This window comes from Candidatus Nitrospira salsa (assembly GCF_965152625.1).
This window is the reverse complement of sequence record NZ_CBCUCO010000002.1, coordinates 1,967,191-1,987,603: the sequence shown is the minus strand read 5'-3', so window position 1 is coordinate 1,987,603 and position 20,413 is coordinate 1,967,191. Positions and strand designations below refer to the sequence as shown.

Sequence of the window (20,413 nt, the reverse complement as noted above, 5' to 3'; positions counted from 1 at the left end):
TCTTAAGCTTTTTTCTTTCTCCTCTTCTTTTTGTTCTTTTCCCATTCGTTCATTTCTTCCATCAATTCTTCTAAGCTATGCTCCCCACTCGGGTGTTGAAGCGTGAAGGCGTAATCTTCTTTTGCAATTTTGATGACGTCGATTGGTTTGTCGAGGAACCCTTGGATTTCCTCAAGACGGACTTTTTCTTCTTTGCTACAGAACGAAAGCGCAATGCCCTTGTTGATGCCTCGACCGGTTCTCCCAACGCGATGGACGTAGTTTTCCGCCTTATCGGGTAAATCATAGTTAATGACATAATGAACGTCCGGAATATCGATGCCCCGTGCACTGACATCGGTGGCGATTAACGTCCGGCAGGATCCCGCCTTGAACGCGTTCATCACTTCGGCACGATCGTGTTGATCCTTGTCTCCATGAATCGTCATCGTTTCGATCCCAACACGTCCCATTGCTTTGGCGACCCGTTCGGCGCGGACTCGTGTTCTCACAAATACGATCACCCGACTTTCTGGATTATCGGTCATAAATCGTTCAAGGAAAAACCGTTTGTCATCCATTTCGACAAACATCACATAGTGCGTGACATTTTTAGAAACACGATTTTCGGGCGAAACTTGAATTCGGATTGCCGAATGCCTGATTTGCGAATAAGCGAGTTTTTTAATGTCTTTATTTATCGTGGCTGAGAAAAACAAGGTCTGATGCTGTTGGGTGAGCATTCGTTTGATGGCGTGAATATCTTTAATGAAGCCGAGGTCGAGCATATGATCGGCTTCATCAAGGACCAGAGTTTCGACGCGTTTGACGTCAACGTATCCTTGATGGATGAGATCAAATAATCGACCTGGTGTGGTAATCAGCACGTCGAGGCCACTTTGCAATTTTTGAATCTGCGGGTCTTGTTCGATCCCGCCATACATGGCGAATGTTTTTACTTTGGTTTGTTTCGAGAGCTTCGTGAACACGTCACCAATTTGCATTGCCAACTCGTGGGTTGGAACCATGACGATGCATTGAATACCATACGAGCGTTTACTGTTCTTCCTGTAATCGATTTGATGAATGATAGGGATGGCGAAGGCGGCGGTTTTTCCTGTTCCAGTTTGTGCAATGGCCAACACATCTTCACCGTCCATGATCGAAGGAATAGTTTTGAATTGAATGTCTGTGGTTCGTACAAATCCCAGTTGGGCGAGATTCTGTTTGATGGTTTCTGAAATAGGATACTTTTCAAACTTCATAGCGTATTCATCTGGCTTCTGAAAAATGGTTGAGCCTCTGAAAAGAGCTCAACCGTTTCGAACGTTATGGTACTGCTTTGGACTGGATCACGCGCGGGTCTATACCTGAAACCATTATACGTCGAAGCGCCTGGCTTCTCCAGGCGTTCCGAGGCTTGTTTTTCACATTTTCACGTTAAAGTAAGAGGTGAATACAGTATACATTTCCTGCCTAAGGCGACTTGGAGTATGGACTCCATTTGTCCATAGGTACGGAGGGCTTGACCGCACGTGCCCTGGGTTTCCAGGGTACGTGCGGTCTTTTAGATTATCGTGTGCGTAAATTTGTGCAAATGATATTGGACAGGTACGTATTTGAGCGGTATTCTGATGGAGTAGAGCGGTCGTGGCCTATAGCCGTTTTTCACATAACTTCAGATGTTTGAAACGTAGTCTTATGCTGCGAGGCGACCTTCTACCTATATCTCAGAGACAGCACGGCTTTCAAGCAAAGTTGCCTATTGGGGTGCACTTGGTTACACAACAACCGTCGCCTAGGCGACTTGTAAACAAGACGTTAAGAGGAACCAAAGAAGGAACCTTTGTTGCTGCTTCAATCATCTGAGGGGGAGCAACAACCGTCGCCTAGGCTTCCTTTCCTCATTCACTGGACTTGGACACATCTAAGCCCTAGGTCAGATGGATTATTGAAAGAACGAGGGTGGAAGCCAGTGAAGGGTGTAAGGCTTTCCAGCCATTGGATTCGCTATAATTAAAGGCATGGCTCATTCGAGTCTGACGCGGTAGTCACGGTAGGCTGTTTTGCTTAGACCGACTTGGGGGACATTGGGTATCACGGATTATCACAGTGTCCATTTACATTACAACATGTTTGAAGGATTGATTTTACCAGGGAGTATGAACGGATGAAGAAGTTCATGAAATGGAGTCTCGGGTTCGTATTCATTCTGACCGTGCTTCTTGTCGTCTTTTGGATATTTTTTGTTGATATGATTGTTGAAAACATCATTGAAGCCAAAGGGACAGAAATTGTTGGAGCGATGGTCGAGCTTGATGAAGCGGATTTGAGTGTGTTTCCTTCTGGCTTAACACTGACTCGCTTGCAAGTGACGAATCCTGATAAGCCGATGACGAATGCTGTTGATATTGCTCGAATGGCCATGGGGTTGGATGTGTTGCCATTGTTGTGGCGTCAGGTGATCATCGATGAAATGGCGGTTGAGGGAGTGAGGTTCGGGACAGAACGATCAACTTCTGGTGCCATTCGGAATGCCACAGTCACGAATGCCATGGATAGTCAGTTCGCAATTTCGTTACCAGCCCTTGAAATTCCCAATGTGAAAGAGATTTTGGAAAAAGAAGATTTGGAGACGATGAAACTAATTGAAGCGTTGAAAGCCGATATTCAGCAAGAACGAGAGATTTGGAAAGAACGGTTACAAAAATTACCGGGGAAAAAACAGGTGTCGAAGTATAAGCAACGCGTCAAAGAAGTAAAAAAGTCTGTGAAAGGTGGAATAGGCGGAGTGTTGAGTGGGGTCGAAAAAGTTCAATCTTTGAAGGAAGAGCTTGAAGTGGACGTTCGACAAGTTCGCAGTGCCAAAAAGCAATTTGAAGAGAAGGCTGAACTGTTGAAAGCACGGTTGGCTCAGATTAAATCTGCACCACAACGTGATATTCAGCATCTTCAGGAAAAATATAATCTCTCTCCGGAAGGACTTGCCAATCTGAGTCAGTCACTTCTCGGATCGCATATTGGAGCGTGGGTGCAGCAGGGAGTGTCATGGTATGAACGATTGAAACCGTATCTCGAACAGGGTCAAGAAGCCAAAGAATCTGAGACTCCAGCGTCTGCTGACGACCCGGGCGTGGACTTTTTGATTCGTCTTGCCAAGGTGTCGCTACAGCTTGATGTTGGAGATCTTGCCGGAACAGTTCGCAATATCACGCCTGAACAGGCGATATTTGGTCAGCCGCTGACGTTTGCGTTTAGCGGAGAACAGTTGAAAGGTGTGACGTCTCTCATGCTGGAAGGGACGCTTGATCACCGTCAGCCGGCTCAATCCTCAGACCATATGAAGTTTGCCGCGAAAGACTTTAGGCTTCAAGACATTGTCTTATCGAAGGATGAGAAGTTACCGGTATCGTTGAACGACGGTGCTGCAGATATCACGGTGACGGCTTCCCTGAAAGGAAAGGCTTTGGATGCCCAAGGGACGGGACAGCTGACAGGCTTGAAGATTTCTGCGGGTTCTCAACAGGATACTCGTCCACTCACGCAGTCATTACGCAAGGCAATTTCGGATATTTCTCAGTTATCTATCAAGGCTAATGTGACCGGTACGGTTGAGCATTATAATGTGGCACTCGAGTCTGACCTTGATAAGATTGTACAGAACGCGGCAGGGAAAATGGTGAATGATGTCGCGGCTCGCTTTAAACAAGATCTCCAAGCCGCTCTCATAGCCAAAACCAAAGAACCGATTCAGCAATTACAACAAAATCTTGGAAGCCTTGGCTCAATTGGTGGTGACTTAACTACTCGTGTCGCCCAATACAACAGTGTGTTAGAAGACCTTCTGAAGAAGAGCGTGCCGAAGTCTATCCTTCCGGGTGGGATTAAGTTACCGTTTTAAGGTTGTCCAGAAATGTTGCGAGGGGAATCATCGGAGATGAGACGATGGATAACAAGTTCAGGTCGACAAGACAAACGAACGGGGAGTAATGACGTCCCAACCCCTCGAGTGGTATAGCCTTGCATCTGTTGGTGCTTCCACTTTCCAGAAGTGTATTCTCGTGCGCATCGACTATTGACAATGATTGACCTTCCTCCGGGCAGACAGATTTGTCCTCCATGTGAATGACCGCAAAGATAGAGCTCAATGCCAGCTTGAGCGGCTTCTTCAATAATCTCTGGAGAATGTGCTAGGAGAATTCGAACGAGGTGATTGTCCTTTGGCACAGATTGTAAGGCTTTGGGGAGATCGGCCACTTCATACCAGTGTGCGTCATCAACTCCCGCCATCCAGATGGTTTCCGTGCCACGCTGAATGGGAATGGCTTCATTGAGCAGCATTTGGATGCCAAGATTTTCTAATCCGGGAACCATCTCTAGAAAATCATGGTTACCCAGTATCCCGATGATGCCATGGTGGCACTGAATGTGTTTCACCAGCGGGGTCAGGCAGTCCAGGGTCGTTTGATAATCCCCGTAGGTTAACAGTCGGTAATCTCCAGTGATGACGCAGAGATCGTACTCGAGTTGCGTGATCGTTTCGTGCAGGGCTTTGCCTTGGTCAGCGATGCCCTCAAGGTGGAGGTCTGAAAGGTGAAGAATCCGGAATCCATGAAATAACTGAGGTAAGTGCGGTAAGCTGACGGGATTTTCAACGACCTCATAATCAAGCGAATTACGTACAGCTCTGGTCCATAGTCCACTGATTTTGAGTAGACCTTTCAGTAACGGTCCTACCTGATCCAAATTTTCAAAGCTTATGTGTAATCCCGTGGGGCCGGAATGAATGGCCGAATGGATTGTCTGAAGTTCGAGGCGTCTACTCGCATGGTGTGGACCGATACGATCAAGTATATAGGAGAGTTTTTTTGATTCCATTTCAGAATTTCGTGATTTGGGCTCTTGTCAAAACTGGACGATCAACGATAACATAACCCAATGCAAACACTCGACGTTCAAAACCCCGGCTTACCTGACTTGCAGTTCGTGCTCATGGTGTTAGCTTTGTCCACGTCTGATCTGGAATCACTTACAATCCCGGTCGCTGTTCGAGAAACATTATTTAACCGTTGTTGGGCTTTGATTCACGAAACTCCTCCGCCTGAGAAGAGTGAAGAACGTCGCCTTGATCTTCGTGAAAGTGATGAAGTCACGCTCGATGCCATGGTTATCGTCATTCGTCAAACGTTTGAAGAGCATCACATCACGCACATTGCGTGGAGCCATCCCCCGAGCGAGCCAACAAGATCGTCAACTCCGGAAGCTCAACCTCTTGTTGACCGCCTCAAAAATTTTAATCCAGCGGACTCCGATTCTTCTTCGCCTGAACACAATTAACTCCGTTTCGTATGATTGAGCCTTAACATTCTTCTGCGCAATCCGAGACTAGGAACGCAGGACGGAGTCGATCGCTCAAATCTAGTTTCCCTGTTTCCCGAATACGTCTTTCAATAGATCGGTGACGCGGGCTGCAGGATCGGTTCGAATTTTTTGTTCTTCTTGCGCAAGCGTATAGAACAAACCATTCAAACTTTTTCCGACCACGTACTGATCGAGGTCGAACTGTTCAGCCTTAACAAAAGGTAAGGATGTATAGCGGCCAACGAGTGCTTTGTACTGCGCGGCCACTCCCACCTTGTCCATGGCTTCTTGAACTTTTGGGGTAAATGCTTCGGTCAGCTTATCCTTGGTCTTGCCTTTGAAGTAATCAGTCGCTGCGGTGTCTCCGCCATTTAAGATGGCTTTTCCGTCTTCTACCGACATCTCTTTGACGGCATCCTGAAAGATAGGTTTGGCTAATGGTGCGGCTTCCTCGGCGGCACGATTCATCCCAACGACGAATTCATCGACTTGAGGCCCAAGCCCGACGACGCGCAGCCCTTTATCCATGGCCTGTAATTGTTTTGGTAGTAAGATTTTGATGGCGTCATTCTTGAGATACCCGTTAAGGTTGCCCGTGAGATTGATGGTATTATCCGTACCAACGGATAAGGCTTCTTTGAGGCCTGATATAATCTTGTCATTTCCTAGAGTCTTGTTACTTGACGATCCGAGCTGTTCGATTGTCTTTTCTTTCAGGCTGTCCAAGAGATCGAATTGCGCAAAAGAAATATTTGGAATAAGGCACAGTAAGAGGCTCAGGATGAGTCGAGGTTCGATCATGACAGTCCTCCATGAGAGTCGGGTGGGGAAACCCGGTTACATTCAAAAAAAGAATGTGCATTCACACAATAGCCGTTTCAGTTATACCGAAACGATAAAGCTTCAACTTGTCCAATGTTGATATCCAATACGTGATATGAGTCGTCAAGCATTATCAGTACATCCAAGCGGGTATAACCTTCCACATGTTGGAAATGAGTAATCGCGCAGAGTTGGTTGACATCCCTCAGCTGGTACTTATTTGTATTCGCTATAGTGTAGTGTGTTGCAGGGCTCGAGGCAATTGTTCTTTCTCTGCAAGAGATTTAAAGAATACTCTGACTTGAGAAAACTTCGTACTAGAAAGGAAAGTCGTATGGGAAGACACGCCTTGATGGGCAACGAGGCGTAAATGTCAGGGATTAAGTTTTTTTGACGCGGACGAAGTGAAAGTGGACACCACCAGTGAGGCCTTGGTTTGTCGGGTCAGCTGGTTCATATGTGGCTAAGCTGAAATTCTCTGTTGTTAGTGCTATTTTGAGGGCCGTGCCAAACTCTTTTAAGGTATGAATATCATGGGAGTCGATTTCTTTAATGAGTGATCGCGCTTTGATTCCCGCGAGATCTGCGGGTTTTCCCCCAATCACTTCAAACACCACGACGCCTTCTGCTCGTTCAAGCCCGAGGTATGCTCGAAGTTCTTCATCAACCTCGCCAACGATCAGTCCAAACTCTTCACCTAGCTGAATGGCCTCATCCTCACTCATCGGTGTAGAGGTGAGCATCGTTTGGGAGAACACAACTTCAATCATTAATGGGGAGAGGAAGAATATGAGAAATGATAGCAAGATAGAACGCGCGAGAGGACGATGATTAATGCGTCTCTGTCTGAATAGTCTGGTTTTCATATTCAAATCGTTCGGCCTTTGAGCGGTTGAAATAGCGACAGGCGTCAATCGAAGTTTTATAAAACCTTGCCCGAAAACGGGAGAGGCGGAAGCGCTTGCCTAAATCTTTGGTCGTGGGTAACCAATTGTGGTGGGATGGTATCCCGAAGCGACTCAGGGAAACATTTCCGGCTCTCTTTCTCATGTTATCGACACTGACATGGGCTAGAGTGAGGCGGTAGTGTTTTTTCGATTGTTTGCGTGACGGTTGTCAGAAGTTCACGCGAATCGATTGGTTTCCGAAGCACAGCGCAGGCTCCTGCCTGTTGTGCGTCAGACTCAAGTGTCTCACTCCCAAACGCCGTAATCATGATCACGGGTATAGATGAAGTCCTCGACGATGCGGAAAGTTGCTGAAGCAACTCCAATCCGTTCATCTTCGGCATCTGATAGTCGGTCAAAATGAGGTCAAAGTCAGAATTTTGAACCATCGAGAGTGCTGTTATCGCGTTTTGAGCCTTTTCGCAACGAAATCCGTGCGATTCCAGTAGGTCAGATAATATCCATCGAATGTCGGCATTATCATCAATTATAAGGATGCGATGTGCCATTCTATTTCTCAATGTCGTTATGACTATTTAACGTTTATCTTTCACTGCACACTATGATTTCTCACACGGGTGAGCCGTCAGCGATTTCGATCTTGATGTTCGTTGTACGCTTGGTAACATCGGACGCGGTTTTCTTCTTTCGGCGTTGGGAAGAGGGTTTGAGCGATTTTGGAGGATGACCGGATCGATCAACTCTCCGCATTGCAGGCAACGCCAAGTCAATATCTCCATTTCTCCTGCATCGTAATGCAAATTGAAGCATGATTCTGGAGCCATGAGGCCCTGACACCGTGAACACGTATACTGACTCACATTTGCTTTGTTTGTATCGTTAATCATAATGATGCTTGCCTCCTTAGCTTATGGGTGGATCCTATCAATGAGATCTAAGTTTCAGATTAGACCCACATTAAAAATTTCTAATGAACGGGAGGCGCGAGGTGTCAGGGAGGGCAGGGGGTGAGTTAACGTGCGCGGATGACCGATGTGAAGGAGTTTAGCATACTCTTTCGTTCAGAGAGTCAGGCCGAGTCTGCAGGTAATGATGGTCGCGGATCTCGGAGATGTGTGGAGCTGGTACAAGTTGGATCCCACGCCTATGTGCGCGGCCAATCTTACCAGCGTAGGTGGATAATCTTCTGTTGATTATTTACAACGTCAATCTGTTTTTCAATAAGTTGCTGTTGAGAATTCATCGCCTTGAGCACATAGGTCCCAGTGGGAATGTTGAGGAAGACCCATGGGCCTTCGACATGAGTCGCAGGGATATCAAATGTCACCGGTCCATCCAGCTGATGGACGGTAATTGCAACGTTTGATAAAAATGCTCCTCCATCCTGCACAAGAATCAACTTGACCGGATACGATGGATAGGTCACCTGGCGTTCTTCCAAGCCGACCCCGGCGGTGAAATATTCAAATCCTTTGCCTTTATAGAGAGGAAATTTAAGCGGGCCTTTGAGGATGGAGCCAGTGTATGGCACGATCAATGTCGATTCTGTGACATCCGTTGCGGCGTCATCGGCGAAAGATTGCGTATAGGAAAACAGGATCATGAAACTCAAAAAACTGAAGGTCAACATCCAAAGGTAGTCCGGTTCTCTGGTCATGAAATTAGTTTGATTGCTGGTGCTTGGTATTGAGAAACATTGAAACTGTCGATCACCCATTTGATTCCCCCTTCCAGTCTTAACCGAAACATCCATTTTTTTAATCATAGCCGATTTCGATATGTTTGGACATTGAGCGATTTCTGCTGAAAAGATACCTCTGCATTATGGCAGCGTCAAGACTCCTGCACCTTGAATGGTTCCAGCTTTCAATTTTTGTAGGGCGAGGTTGGCAGCCTCTAATGGAAATGTTTGGGTATGCGTTCTGATGGGAATGGCTGACGCCTCTTGGAAAAGATCTAACCCGTCCTGTTTCGTATTTGCCGTGACACTTTGAATCGTCCGTTCATGAAATAAGTCTTGTATATAGTCAAGCTGTGGAATCGCGCTCATATGAATGCCGGCTAACGCGAGTGTGCCGCCTTTCTCAAGAGCCCGAAGAGCTGGCGGGACAAGTTCCCCTGCGGGTGCAAATAGGATTGCGCCGTGTAAAGTATCAGGAGGACCTTCTGCGGCTTCGCCAACCCAAACCGCTCCCAGCTGACGAGCAAGGGCACGATGTTCCTCGCGAAGCGAACAGACATAGACTGAACAACCCCAGTGCCGGGCAATTTGAATGGTGATATGCGCGGATGCACCAAATCCATAGAGTCCGAGACGTTGACCGGGCTTGATGTGACTGCGACGTAACGCGCGATACCCAATTATGCCAGCGCAGAGTAATGGCGCAGCTTCTTCATCGCTAAATATAGAGGGGATGGGATACGCAAATTGTTCCGAAACCAACGCATATTCCGCGTAGCCGCCATGGACGTGATAGCCTGTGAAGAGAGCCTGTGAACAAAGATTTTCCCGGTTGTTCAAGCAAAACTCACAGTGTCCGCAGGTGTCTTGAAGCCAGGCAATGCCGACTCTGTCTCCCTCTTTCAGGTGGTGAACCTGTGGGCCAACTTGATCGACAATGCCAATCGTCTCATGCCCTGGGATAATGGGGCGGGTTGAACGTGGTAACTCGCCTTCAACGATATGAAGATCGGTCCTGCACACGCCACATACCTGGACTTTGACTCGAACTTGCCCTGAGCCGGGGTGAGGATCAGGAAGTTCCGTAAGGCGAAGAGGTGCTCCGGAGACATCATCTTCTTGTTTAAGGAGCATGGCTTTCATAAGGTTCGTTTCTCGTGAAGCGTATCTCGTATTCCGTATCAATACAAAAAGGATTCTTGCGAGACAAGAAGGACGCTTCACGATCCTCCCTTCATAAGAAGTGAAACAGTTACGGTGTGTATCGGTCTGGAACCTCTGTCTCGTGTTGTGTCGATGCCACGGTGCGAGGAATATGATCGATGGGTCGAAGGTCATCGATGTCTTTTTTGCTGCCGGCTCCTAGCTGTTGAAACTTTCGTGCCGTAGGCAGTACGCGGCTTTCCAGGGATGCCACGGACGCATTGTAGGCATCGACCGCCTTGCCAAGCGATCCACCAATTTTCAAGAAATGATCCACTAAGATTCCCAAGCGTTCTGAAAGCTCCTGCCCTAGGGTACTAATGCGTTCGGCATCTTCCGTGATTTGTTCCTGCTTCCATCCATAGGCGATGGCTTTGAGTAATGCGATAAACGTCGTTGGCGTCGCGATGACAATATTTTTACTGATGGCGGATTCAATGAGTGAGGGGTCTCGTTCAGCCGCCGCAGCCAGAAATGAATCGTTAGGGATGAACAAAACGACGAATTCTGGAGAGGCCTGAAACTGGTCCCAGTACTCTTTAGAAGACAGTTGATTGACATGATGTTTCACTTGCGCCGCATGGCGCGAGAGCGCACGGTTGCGTTCATCCTCGTTTGTGGCTTCAAGCGATTCGAGGAATGCGCTAAATGGTACTTTAGAATCGATCACGACTTCCCGTTGTGCTGGAAGTTTGACCACCATGTCAGGACGAAGATGACCGGTGGCGGTTGTGACATTTTTTTGTTCAATGAAATCACAATGTGCAGACATGCCCGCTAGTTCTGCTGTTTTGCGAAGGGCAATTTCACCCCACCGACCTCGGACTTGTGGTGAACGGAGTGCGTTGACGAGTTTTGCGGTTTCGGTATGTAAGGTTGACTGAGTGAGCGCCACTTGTCGTAATTGTTCGCCTACGGTACTCAGTTCACGAAGTCGCTTGTCTTCAAGTGCTTTGGTTTCCTGTTGATACGTGGAGAGCAGTTGTGTGAGAGGTTGAACAAGTGCGTCGATCGACATTTTTTTCTGTTCGAGATCATTGGAACTTTCTTCTCGTAAGGCCTTGAATTTCTCTTCCGCCAAGGTCAAAAACCCGGTGTTATTTCCTGCCAGAGCTTCTGCGGCCAGTGAGCGAAAGGTATTTGAGAGTGTGGATTTTGTTTCTTCCAGGAGCGAATGTTGCTGAGCAAGATGACGAGTGGCTTCTTCATACTTGGTCTCAGCAGAAATTTTCGCAGCCTCACTGTCCATAAAGCGTTCACGAGTCTGATGACATTCAGTGTGAATCGCCGTGAGTTGTTGACGCAGTTCCTCAATTCGTGACTCTGCGGCTGCCCGTTGCTGCTCTTCGTGGCTCAGGGCAGACGTCATCGAGGCTTTCACTCGTGTACTCGTAATGAGCCAGGCGACGCATGCTCCGGCCAAAAAGGTCATGGTAAGAATCGTCCAGTCAGGAATGGGCAGCATCAATTTAGTATCCTGGAAATCCTGGAATAAACGGGAGAAGGATGGATACCGCAATCAGAATAATAATGATCCATTCTAAAACCTCCATGCGGCGGTTCCCGGTCTGATCAGCCAGTTTTTCGTACACGCTGGCAATAGTTTCGAGTTTTCGATGAATGCCGGCATCCCATCCCTCTAAATGGAAACGCTGAGAGGTCAGACGATACACGCGCGCCAGATATTGATCGCCGAGCAATTTTAACGCATTGGTGACACGTTCAAACAGGATGGCACTATCAACTTGCAGTTGTCCGATTCCACGAAGATCGGTATGAAAAGAGCCTGGCCAGCGAAAGTGTTGCCACTGATATTTGGTGAGCGATTCATAGACTTGATCCAATGCCGTATCCAATTGGTCGTCCAGATATCGTCGTTCAAGAAGTTCAACATTGGCGAATTCGAGCACGGCACAGACATCCTCCATCTCCTCTCCATAGATCAACGCGCCATTCCAATCAATGAAGGAAATGTCATTTTTCCCAAATGCAATATGGTATGAAGTTGAGTCATGCACTTCTTGTTCGGATAAGGGCTCGCGTTCACAGCGAAGAATTTGAGCGATCGCTGGACTCAAAGTCGTGACGATATCGGTTGCGGTGAAGATCGGCTGAGTCGCCTCGATGTGAAAGATCAAGTAATCTTCGACAAAGGAAGCAATACTTGGTTTTTCAACGGCCGAGGCAATGGTCTTGACAAGAAGATTGACTCGTTGCCGAGACTCATCGAGCAGCAGCGCATTTTCATAGAGTGCTTCACTGAGTGGGAGCAGCGCCTCAAATGAACCCTGGAGAGGAATAGAGTAGATAACAGAAACGGCACCAAAGTCATACAAGACGACATCGACAGAAGGTCGTGTGAAGGCATCTCCAATTTGCAAGGATTCCACATCTTCGCTGATGCGGAGTGGTGGAGGCCGATAATCAAAATACTGCGGGGCAGAACGTTGTCGTTTGAGTCGATCGCGTTTTTTGGTAGCCGTGATACGCTGGTCGGCTTGATCTAAGTCAATGGCGGTTCCGATATCATAGGCAAATATCGCTAAGCAGGTGCCTTTTTCAATATGCATAGATGATCGTATCGATATTGTGACGTGTGAATGAGAGCTGGTTGATTTGTGTCAAAGAGTGCATTATTCAGATATCTCTGAACCATAACTGATGAGACGCCGTCGATCAATTCCTCCATTGAGACAAACTTGTAAACCCAATAGGATAGAGGAGCTATGGCTATACCTAATCAAATTGCCTATCCTATAGTGCAGTGTAGAGTTGTTTATTATCAATGAATCTTCAACTGAGGAGAGATTTATGAAGGTAATCGAAATAGCGTTTACGGGATACCCTGTGACCGATTTACCTCGCGCACGAACGTTCTATGAAGAAGTCTTAGGACTTGTTCCATCCTGGGTGAATGGTACGGAAGAAACGGCTTGGGTGGAATACCAAATCGGACAATCAGTTTTAGCGTTGAGTAATGTAGCCAAAGAATGGCAGCCTTCAGCTGACGGGCCATCCGTCTCGTTAGAAGTCGAGGATTTTGAGCAAGCCATACAAGAGTTACAAACTCAGCATGTGACGTTTAGCATTGAACCATTTGAAACCAAAGTCTGTCATATGGCGGTGATTGCCGACCCCGATGGCAATGGCCTCATCATCCATAAACGAAAGTCATAGTTTGAGGCGCTAAGGAGATATTGATTATGAGGCCTATTATGAAAATCAGCTGTTGTGTGCGCAAATTTTATGGTGTAATCGGTGCACTCTAGATGCGGAGTGTTTGAAAATTTCTCTACCTTGTATGCAATCTCTTGCTTGTCGAGATAATAAAACGACTCTAAAGTCCAGACGATTTCGGTGACGAATAAAAGGCTGGTTGCTAAAACAATTTCTCCTCTGATGGCCTTGCGAAAGAGGGCTTCGGCACGTTTAGCCTTCTGTGGGTCATCATTCGTCAGGAATCGAAGAAAGACGTTGGAGCTTTGTTATTTATAGTTTTTTAGGGGTCAGACTCGAATTTACACTCTTCCCTGCCAGCTGCCAGTTGATGTGATTAGCGTGAATTTTGGCACGTATGTTGGTATTGCTGGCGCAGGGTTACCTACTCCGGTGCTGTCTGCTCATCTTGTGCGACATGGCCGCGCATGGATTTATCGGTGATGTTCTTTTCGATTTCCAGGGCGATGACGCGAGCGAGTTGATGGGCTGATAGCGCACCCATGGGCAGACCTTGTGTTTCCGTATAATACGGATCTTCCGGTATGGCTTTCCGATGGTAATTCACTAAGATTTTTGCCGGTTGAATAGAGGTCTCATTCTTTCCAACCACCACGGACTTATCTTTTGGTGCCACTCGCGTTCTTGTCGCCCACTCACGTGAGTCGATTTTCACAAACGACACATTCCAGATTCGGCCATTTAATAAATTCCTCACTGCTTTAGGTGTATGCTCGATAAAGGAAGGCTCGCGAACGAGTAACTGAAGCGCTTCGCGAATCCGAATGTCATAGAGCTTCACGGTGGAATCTGGCTGGGCAGGTTTTATGAGTTGTGTCGAGCCAACATCGTAGGCCGGTTGGTGCATGAGGCTTTGATAGTCATCGATCGTGACGAGATACGATTCAAAGAGCGCCTGAATCGCTTGTTCCCGTTCATCCCCGGACATCGATTTGATTTCTTTGACTGTCTCAATTGGGGCATGGACGAGGTCTCGTTGAATGGAGACTTTTTTCGGTTTTGGTTGCGTAGCGGCTTTGCTCAAGACCCATTGAAACTCTCGTTCAAGACGCGGGATGAGCTTTTCGAAATGATTGAGATAGCCTTCCTCTTTAAGCTTCAAAGCGTTGACGAGTAGGACGACCTGTTTTGGTTGGCTTGTCCGTGCTACGAGAAACGGAAATTCTTTGACAAAACGATTAAAGACTTTGGGTTCGATGACGACTTTCTTGAGAACGTTTTTTTTAACGGCTTCATCGAATCTTGGATAGTGATGGCGTTGTTGGATCATGGTGCCCAAGGCATCTACTAATGTTTGGACGGCATCGTCAGCAACCGATTTGTCCAATACGATGTCCTCGGCGGCACCTTTGCCAGGCTGGAGAAACACTTGAAACGTGGCTCCTGGAACATGGTGGCCGGTGGTCGTTGTCGTGAGTGGGGGTGTGTGAGCATGTTTTTCGTTGCCAAAGGTGAAAGTGGCAGAACACACAAGCCATGCAATGGTTGAGACACTTATCATTGTGTATCTCAGGAATCTGACTAAAAGAATTTGATATTTACATTGTGCAAGTGGCATGTACATACGTGTTCTCCTCATGGCTTGGGATGAACGTGTAAGAAATTGTAGCAAAGGCAGTCATCCTTCCGGCAAGTCGTCGCTGTTTGCTCATGTCTTGATAAAGCTGTGATAATGGAGGCAGCATGCATGCAGTTAGACGGTTATTCTACATTATGGTGAAGGAGGCGATCATGGGAATCTTACAACGGCGGCGAATGTATTCATTCGTATTGCTGAGTCTCAGCATCCTGTTGCTGAGTCCGGGCGTATTCTCGAGTGTGGCCGTTGCAGAAACGGAGAAGACCAAAGTGGTCTATCATGTTGATGGACATGACTTGGCAACGGCCAAGTATGCCCTGGCCCTTATCAATAAACATATTGAGGCGGAAGGTGGGCCGGATAAGATCGATATCAAACTCGTCGTTCATGGGCCTGCGCTCCCGCTTTTTGAAGCGGATACTGTAGATCCGGATCTTAAGGCGAAGCTCAAGACTGTAATCGACCAAGGAGTCGGTGCAGAAATGTGCCAAGTGTCGATGAAACTCTTTGGCACCCCACTGGAAAAACTGGTGGCAGGGTTTACCCCAACGGAACATCCCGTGGCGGTGAAGCGTATTGCTGACTTGCAAAAGGCAGGGTACATCTACATTAAGCCGTAAGGGCTGTCAGGTTTGTCGCTCGTGCCTGCGCGCTGCAGCGCTCCGGCGCGCAAGCGTGAACCGTATCTCGTCGAAAGGCTACACAGTCTTTCACGAGATGCGAGCGACAGTGGCTTTGCAGTCCATCCATCCTTATTCCTTTACGTTTCCTTCCTGTTTCAGATGTCATGGCCACTCGACTGACTCCAACGCAGCGAACAGTCCAAGCCTACGAAGCACAGCACGATATCTATCTTCACGAATGGAACGCCCGTCGGTACAAGGTACCGCCACACTTACATACTTTGATCGCTCGCATGCCGAAGGCCGGATTGCTATTAGATGTCGGGTGTGGGCCGGGTCAGGACACTCGCTATCTACGTCGGCAAGGGTTTCATGTGTGTGGAGCTGATCTCACCTGGTCGTTTCTTCAAGCCGCCAAAGCACGCGCCCCCCGCTTACCGGTGGTTCAGGCGGATATGCGACGGTTGCCATTTCCGTCACAAGTCTTTGATGGAATCTGGGCAGCAGCGTCGGTCATTCATCTACCCAAAGCACAGGCCCGGACCTTATTCCGAAGATTGTTGTCCTTGACCAAGCCGGGCGGCTGGCTGGCGATCACCGTCATGTATGGTCGTGAAGTGGGTGTTCCTCAAAAGCAGTGGATTGCTGGCCGGTATCTCGCGAAATGGCATAAGTCAGAGTTGAAGCGCGTGGTCCAAACGGCCGCCTGGAACATTGTCTCCATTGAGCGCGTGAAACATCAAGAACGCAAAGGTTCCTGGCTTAATCTTCTCGCCACACGACCTTATTGAAAAAAATAAGAGTCACCAGCACGGACGGATGGAGATTACAGCAGTGATTGTTTTCTCGCGACACTTGATTCCCATTCAATTGATGGGTGACTTGGATGTGAAGACTCAAGGGGAGAGGTTTTTGTCTGACGGATTTGATACTGCTGCCGTGAGGTTCTCTTTTTCCACCAAATGACGACGCCGGTGATGGAAAGCATCGCGACGGCTATTCCCATCACGCTCACAAAAACTTGAAAGGCCACCCCGCCTACCTTTGCCATATGCAGCGCAAACAGCCAATTGCTGACGGTGTCGCCACTTGCTGCACCAGTGGGGAGGTAGATGGCTCGCTGATTCCCTGTCGTGGCATCGAACCAGATCGAAGTGGCACCGCCATGATCAGCAATATCTCGGTCACTCTTGACGATATACCGGTATAAACCCTTCTCAGGGTCATACGACAAAGCCTTGGCTGTCAGCACTTCGAATCCTTGACGGCGGGCTTCCGTCGCCATCAGTCCTTGCCCGATCACCAACGCCTGAGTCCATGGAATGGGAGGGGTCGGTTGATGCTTGGCGAGATCGGGTATGTGTTCCGTCCGCGTCTGGCCGGTGAAGAAGACGCCCATCACAGGTTTATACACTTCAATTAAATTAAAGCCGACGCTGGACCAGGCCAGCACAAGCAGCATCGCCCATGGCCACAGTCCACCGGCGCGGTGCAGATCAAAGTTCACTTTGTAGGTGCCGCGTTTCCACCGAACGGTCCAGGATTGCCACCACCGGGCCAACCAGTGTTTTTTGCGGTAGTTCCTAGAGGAAGGGATCTGAGGGTTGAGGTTCCCATGCGCACGCGCCGGGGCGGGGAAGGTGAGATAGGCTCCGACAAAGCAATCCAACGTCCACAGCAAGGCGACAATGCCAAAGAGATACTCCCCAACCGTGCCCAGTGCTAAACTATAGTGCAGGAGGTAAATAAAGGGCATCAGATTGGTGAGCCCTTGTCTGATGTCCCCCCACCTTCGTGCGCCCAGCACCTCTCCGGTATACGGGTTGACGAAGAGTGTGTCGTTTTCGACGTCTACACGTTCGCCGGTATCCGGATCAGGGAGGCCTTCCAAAAAATAGGTCCACGTCTGACCTGGTTCGAGAGCAAGAGTCACCCAGTAAACCAAGTTTGCTGGATAACGCGCTTGAATTTGTTCACGCAGGAGTAAGGGGTCCAACGGTTGAGCGTCAGGAGATGGCGGTGTGATGGTCATGACCTGCGCATTCGCCGCGACATCCAACTCGTCGTAGAATGCCAAGAGGCTGCCGGTGATGCCAGAAATAATCAAGAAAAAGGCCATCACAAGCCCAATGTAGCGATGGATCAGCAGCCATGTCGGGCGGCGTATCATGATTGGTTCACCATGGATGGATGTCTGAAGAAAGGCGCGGGTGCACAGAACACCTCTATAGAGAAGACGAAGGAGTCGGCCAAATCCTGACCTTTTTTCGAAAATAACGGTTAGAAAAAGTTGAAAAACTAGAGATTTTGGAGTGTGTAATTGATGGGCAGAAGCAGGACGATTTGAGGCTGATACAATCGGTGCTGAAGGTGAAGGGGAAACGCTTGCTTGACGGTCTGCAGCGCATCTTCATCCAAAAGGTGATGGCCTGATGATTGTTCAATCATCAGGTTGCCGAGGAGTCCGCTGCTTGTGATGGTCGCGCGGATCATCACTTGCCCTTCCAGGCTTCGACGTTTGGCGCGAGTGGGATACTGTTTTAACCGTTGAACTTTTTCATGCAGGGTCGCAACCAGCCACCCAAAATCAGCTTGTTGCGGGGTGTGCGCCCGAGTCGGTGCCGGTTTCAAGACTTGAGGATCGGTTGCAGGAGCGAGAGCCTTTTGTCCCGTTACGGAAAAGTCTGGGGCTTGCTGTGTTGCCTGACGTGTCCCTTCACTCCATGAATGATCTGTGGTAGCTCTAGATGATTGCGATAGGATTTTGTCGGGTTGAGGTCTATCAGTTTGAGGAAGAAGGCCCGGTTTTGAGGTGGGGCGGGGCGACGTGAGATGTGCAGTCAACTGTGCTTCTTTTTTGAATCGTGCCGGAGGAGAAGGCCTCACTGTCTCATGGGGAATTTGGGCGTAAGTTGAGGTGTCGCTAAACGTGGGACGAGCAGGCGAGGGGATTGGCACTGAACCTTGTTGTCCCGATCGGGCACGCATTTGACGATGACGGTGTGACGTGTGCCGTTTTCTTTGAACCAGGTGTTGTGGAGGTGGTGCTGCATCAACCGTTCGTTTGCGGACAAGCTGTGAGGAGGGCTGTTTGGGTGTGTCCAGAGGTGCTGGCAGATCAGGTTGAACAAATTGAACCTTCCAGGCGAAGGATGATTGCGTAGGATTGACCCATTCAATGTTCAGCAAGATTCCGATCGCGGTTAACACGCAGCCGTGAGCCAAGAGCGAAAGAACCCAAGCCATGTGTGCGCGTCGTCGAGATCGTGCTCGAATCGTGGATCTTTGGTGCTGCCGATTATCGGAACGTAGAGTTGCCTGGTTCATAAAGAGGTAAAGATGAATTCATGAAAAGGTGAATGTATGAAAATGTTGAATATGAATGAGTAAATTGAACGAAAGAAAAAACGAATCGGTTGCCGATTTTATGATATTTCATCAAATGAGCCGCTACTATATATGCAATGCTATGAAAAAACAATGATAATGGATATCTTTATCAAAATTAATGAATTGAGACATTTAAGGTATTGATTTATTTAAATTTTTAAGATTTAAAGTCTATCTGTTTTTAGATGTAAAAGGAGGAAATGACGAAAGGTTTCTCAAGGAAAGTCAAAAATACTCTCTCTGTTGTGGTAGATCTCGACGGATTCATTCGTCATACAGATAGAGCATTCTTAGTTAATGCAACATTCGTTTTCGCTCGAACACGTATGAACGAAGGCCAAGAACAACGGGATCCTCAATCGCCACGGGATCAAGCGATTAGCTGGTTTCTTCATCTCCAATCCGAGGAAGCGACGGCTCACGACCTGCAGCGTCATGAATCCTGGCTACGGGAAAATCCCGTGCATCGCAAGGAATATGAGCAGGTTTCAGCCATGTGGAAAGACTTTGATCAGTTGAGTCCTCAAGTGATGGAGAAATATCGTGTCTCATCGCGACCGCGAGCTCAGATCCGGAAGGGCTGGGCCTTGCCTTCACTGGGCATGACTCGAAGTTGGCGATTGCCCGCAGCCCTGACTGTGGCGCTGGTGGTCTTTGTCTTGAGCGTTTGGTGGTGGCCGTACTCATTTGTCTCTGAAGAATCGTATCTCACGGTCAAAGGCGAACAACGGACCATCAATCTCGCGGATGGCTCGACCATCTTCATGAATACCGATTCGCAGATCATCGTCCAACTCTCCGATGATGAACGTGTCGTCAAATTGCAGCAAGGAGAAGTCCTCATTACCGTCGCGCATGATCAGCAACGACCCTTCACGGTGTATGCTGGAAACGGGATGATCCAAGATATCGGCACGCAGTTTCTTATCCGACAGTCTTCCACGAATGTCAACGTGGCAGTGCTTGAAGGGGTTGTTGAGGTGGAGATTAAAGAAGGGACGGACATTCGCTCAACTCAGAAATCAAAAATTCTCAGGCAGGGTGATCAGTTGGTGTACCAGGCTTCAGGTCTGATGTCTTCCATCCAATCGTTCGACCGGGACATGGTCCTGGCCTGGACGGAAGCGCAACTCTACTTTGAGGCAAAACCCCTCAAGGAAGTCATTGACGAATGGTCGCGCTATGGCATCGCAGACATTCGATTGCAGGATCCCAGCCTTGGCCGCATACCGGTCAGTGGAAAATTTCGTATTGATCACCTGCAGAGCTTTTTTCAAGCCTTGGATAAGACGCTTTCCATTCGCGCACGCTACATCACGCCTCAGCATGTCATCTTAGAACGCAAGGCTCACACCTAAAAAATCTCTCCATATTCAATTGTGTCGTGCCCTTTATCTGTTGTGATCGTGAGGTTGGTTTGGGCACCACTGATCCTCCTGTCTGAAAAAATCTCAAGACCAGGTCCCGTTTTTTGAATTGAACTCGTCATAGTTCATGATCACTGAACATTGTTCTGTCGCCCATAAGGGTGGAATGTATCGCGACACAGGCCCCTACGGTATCATTCATTCATCTTCATTCTCACAATACTTTAACGAGGACAGAGAACGCTGATTCCCGATCCCCTTTT

19 protein-coding genes are annotated in these 20,413 nt (G+C 48.2%); 6 read left to right on the top strand and 13 right to left on the bottom strand.

Annotation, left to right across the window (positions count from 1 at the left end; translation table 11 throughout):
- Positions 1-2: 2 nt before the first annotated feature.
- Complete coding sequence (locus ACWQXP_RS10890; RefSeq protein ID WP_454062845.1) at positions 3-1,244, bottom strand: DEAD/DEAH box helicase; 1,242 nt, start codon at positions 1,242-1,244, stop codon at positions 3-5.
- 917 nt (positions 1,245-2,161) lie between these two features.
- Between ACWQXP_RS10890 and ACWQXP_RS10885 the strand changes: the two genes are divergently transcribed.
- Positions 2,162-3,880, top strand: coding sequence for a TIGR03545 family protein (locus ACWQXP_RS10885; protein ID WP_454062844.1), 1,719 nt, complete (start codon positions 2,162-2,164; stop codon positions 3,878-3,880).
- Here the strand turns inward: ACWQXP_RS10885 and ACWQXP_RS10880 are convergent.
- Positions 3,877-4,857 (bottom strand): metallophosphoesterase, encoded by a 981-nt coding sequence (locus ACWQXP_RS10880; RefSeq protein WP_454062843.1) that lies wholly within the window; start codon positions 4,855-4,857, stop codon positions 3,877-3,879. The genes ACWQXP_RS10885 and ACWQXP_RS10880 overlap by 4 nt on opposite strands.
- A 60-nt stretch (positions 4,858-4,917) precedes the next feature.
- Between ACWQXP_RS10880 and ACWQXP_RS10875 the strand changes: the two genes are divergently transcribed.
- A complete protein-coding gene (locus ACWQXP_RS10875) occupies positions 4,918-5,316 on the top strand; it encodes a hypothetical protein (protein ID WP_454062842.1) in 399 nt (132 codons plus the stop codon).
- An 81-nt stretch (positions 5,317-5,397) separates the two neighbouring features.
- Here the strand turns inward: ACWQXP_RS10875 and ACWQXP_RS10870 are convergent, their stop codons facing one another.
- From ACWQXP_RS10870 to ACWQXP_RS10840, 7 genes are all read right to left on the bottom strand, one after another.
- Positions 5,398-6,141: a DUF4197 domain-containing protein gene (locus tag ACWQXP_RS10870; RefSeq protein WP_454062841.1), complete on the bottom strand. Its 744-nt coding sequence runs from the start codon at positions 6,139-6,141 to the stop codon at positions 5,398-5,400.
- Between the two features lie 401 nt (positions 6,142-6,542).
- Complete coding sequence (locus tag ACWQXP_RS10865; RefSeq protein ID WP_454062840.1) at positions 6,543-6,920, bottom strand: hypothetical protein; 378 nt, start codon at positions 6,918-6,920, stop codon at positions 6,543-6,545.
- Between the two features lie 293 nt (positions 6,921-7,213).
- Positions 7,214-7,618: a response regulator gene (locus tag ACWQXP_RS10860; protein WP_454062839.1), complete on the bottom strand. Its 405-nt coding sequence runs from the start codon at positions 7,616-7,618 to the stop codon at positions 7,214-7,216.
- Positions 7,619-8,232: 614 nt separating this feature from the next.
- Positions 8,233-8,835: a hypothetical protein gene (locus ACWQXP_RS10855; protein ID WP_454062838.1), complete on the bottom strand. Its 603-nt coding sequence runs from the start codon at positions 8,833-8,835 to the stop codon at positions 8,233-8,235.
- Between the two features lie 57 nt (positions 8,836-8,892).
- Complete coding sequence (locus ACWQXP_RS10850) at positions 8,893-9,894, bottom strand: zinc-dependent alcohol dehydrogenase family protein (RefSeq protein ID WP_454062837.1); 1,002 nt, start codon at positions 9,892-9,894, stop codon at positions 8,893-8,895.
- 109 nt (positions 9,895-10,003) lie between these two features.
- Positions 10,004-11,419, bottom strand: a complete 1,416-nt coding sequence (rmuC, locus tag ACWQXP_RS10845; RefSeq protein ID WP_454062836.1) for a DNA recombination protein RmuC — start codon at positions 11,417-11,419, stop codon at positions 10,004-10,006.
- A gap of 4 nt (positions 11,420-11,423) precedes the next feature.
- Positions 11,424-12,524 (bottom strand): hypothetical protein, encoded by a 1,101-nt coding sequence (locus ACWQXP_RS10840; RefSeq protein ID WP_454062835.1) that lies wholly within the window; start codon positions 12,522-12,524, stop codon positions 11,424-11,426.
- 241 nt (positions 12,525-12,765) lie between these two features.
- Here ACWQXP_RS10840 and ACWQXP_RS10835 point away from each other — a divergent pair, with 241 nt between their 5' ends.
- Complete coding sequence (locus ACWQXP_RS10835) at positions 12,766-13,131, top strand: VOC family protein (protein WP_454062834.1); 366 nt, start codon at positions 12,766-12,768, stop codon at positions 13,129-13,131.
- Between the two features lie 424 nt (positions 13,132-13,555).
- Here ACWQXP_RS10835 and ACWQXP_RS10830 read toward each other — a convergent pair whose 3' ends face one another.
- Positions 13,556-14,755 carry a hypothetical protein gene (locus tag ACWQXP_RS10830; protein WP_454062833.1) on the bottom strand — a complete coding sequence of 400 codons (1,200 nt, stop codon included), beginning with the start codon at positions 14,753-14,755 and terminating at the stop codon, positions 13,556-13,558.
- Positions 14,756-14,922: 167 nt separating this feature from the next.
- Between ACWQXP_RS10830 and ACWQXP_RS10825 the strand changes: the two genes are divergently transcribed.
- Complete coding sequence (locus ACWQXP_RS10825) at positions 14,923-15,390, top strand: DsrE family protein (protein WP_454062832.1); 468 nt, start codon at positions 14,923-14,925, stop codon at positions 15,388-15,390.
- Here the strand turns inward: ACWQXP_RS10825 and ACWQXP_RS10820 are convergent.
- Positions 15,380-15,520 carry a hypothetical protein gene (locus ACWQXP_RS10820; protein ID WP_454062831.1) on the bottom strand — a complete coding sequence of 47 codons (141 nt, stop codon included), beginning with the start codon at positions 15,518-15,520 and terminating at the stop codon, positions 15,380-15,382. The genes ACWQXP_RS10825 and ACWQXP_RS10820 overlap by 11 nt on opposite strands.
- Before the next feature lie 37 nt (positions 15,521-15,557).
- On the opposite strand from ACWQXP_RS10820, the gene ACWQXP_RS10815 reads away from it, so the two are divergent.
- Complete coding sequence (locus tag ACWQXP_RS10815; RefSeq protein WP_454062830.1) at positions 15,558-16,184, top strand: class I SAM-dependent methyltransferase; 627 nt, start codon at positions 15,558-15,560, stop codon at positions 16,182-16,184.
- Positions 16,185-16,219: 35 nt separating this feature from the next.
- On the opposite strand, the gene ACWQXP_RS10810 is transcribed toward ACWQXP_RS10815, so the two are convergent.
- Both ACWQXP_RS10810 and ACWQXP_RS10805 read right to left on the bottom strand, forming a co-directional pair.
- The gene (locus tag ACWQXP_RS10810; RefSeq protein ID WP_454062829.1) at positions 16,220-17,563 is read right to left on the bottom strand and encodes a PepSY-associated TM helix domain-containing protein; all 1,344 of its coding nucleotides are present in this window, start codon (positions 17,561-17,563) and stop codon (positions 16,220-16,222) included.
- 128 nt (positions 17,564-17,691) lie between these two features.
- On the bottom strand, positions 17,692-18,639 hold the full coding sequence (locus ACWQXP_RS10805) for an energy transducer TonB (RefSeq protein ID WP_454062828.1): 948 nt from the start codon (positions 18,637-18,639) through the stop codon (positions 17,692-17,694).
- A gap of 470 nt (positions 18,640-19,109) precedes the next feature.
- Here ACWQXP_RS10805 and ACWQXP_RS10800 point away from each other — a divergent pair, with 470 nt between their 5' ends.
- On the top strand, positions 19,110-20,141 hold the full coding sequence (locus ACWQXP_RS10800; RefSeq protein WP_454062827.1) for a FecR family protein: 1,032 nt from the start codon (positions 19,110-19,112) through the stop codon (positions 20,139-20,141).
- The last annotated feature ends 272 nt before the right edge of the window (positions 20,142-20,413 follow it).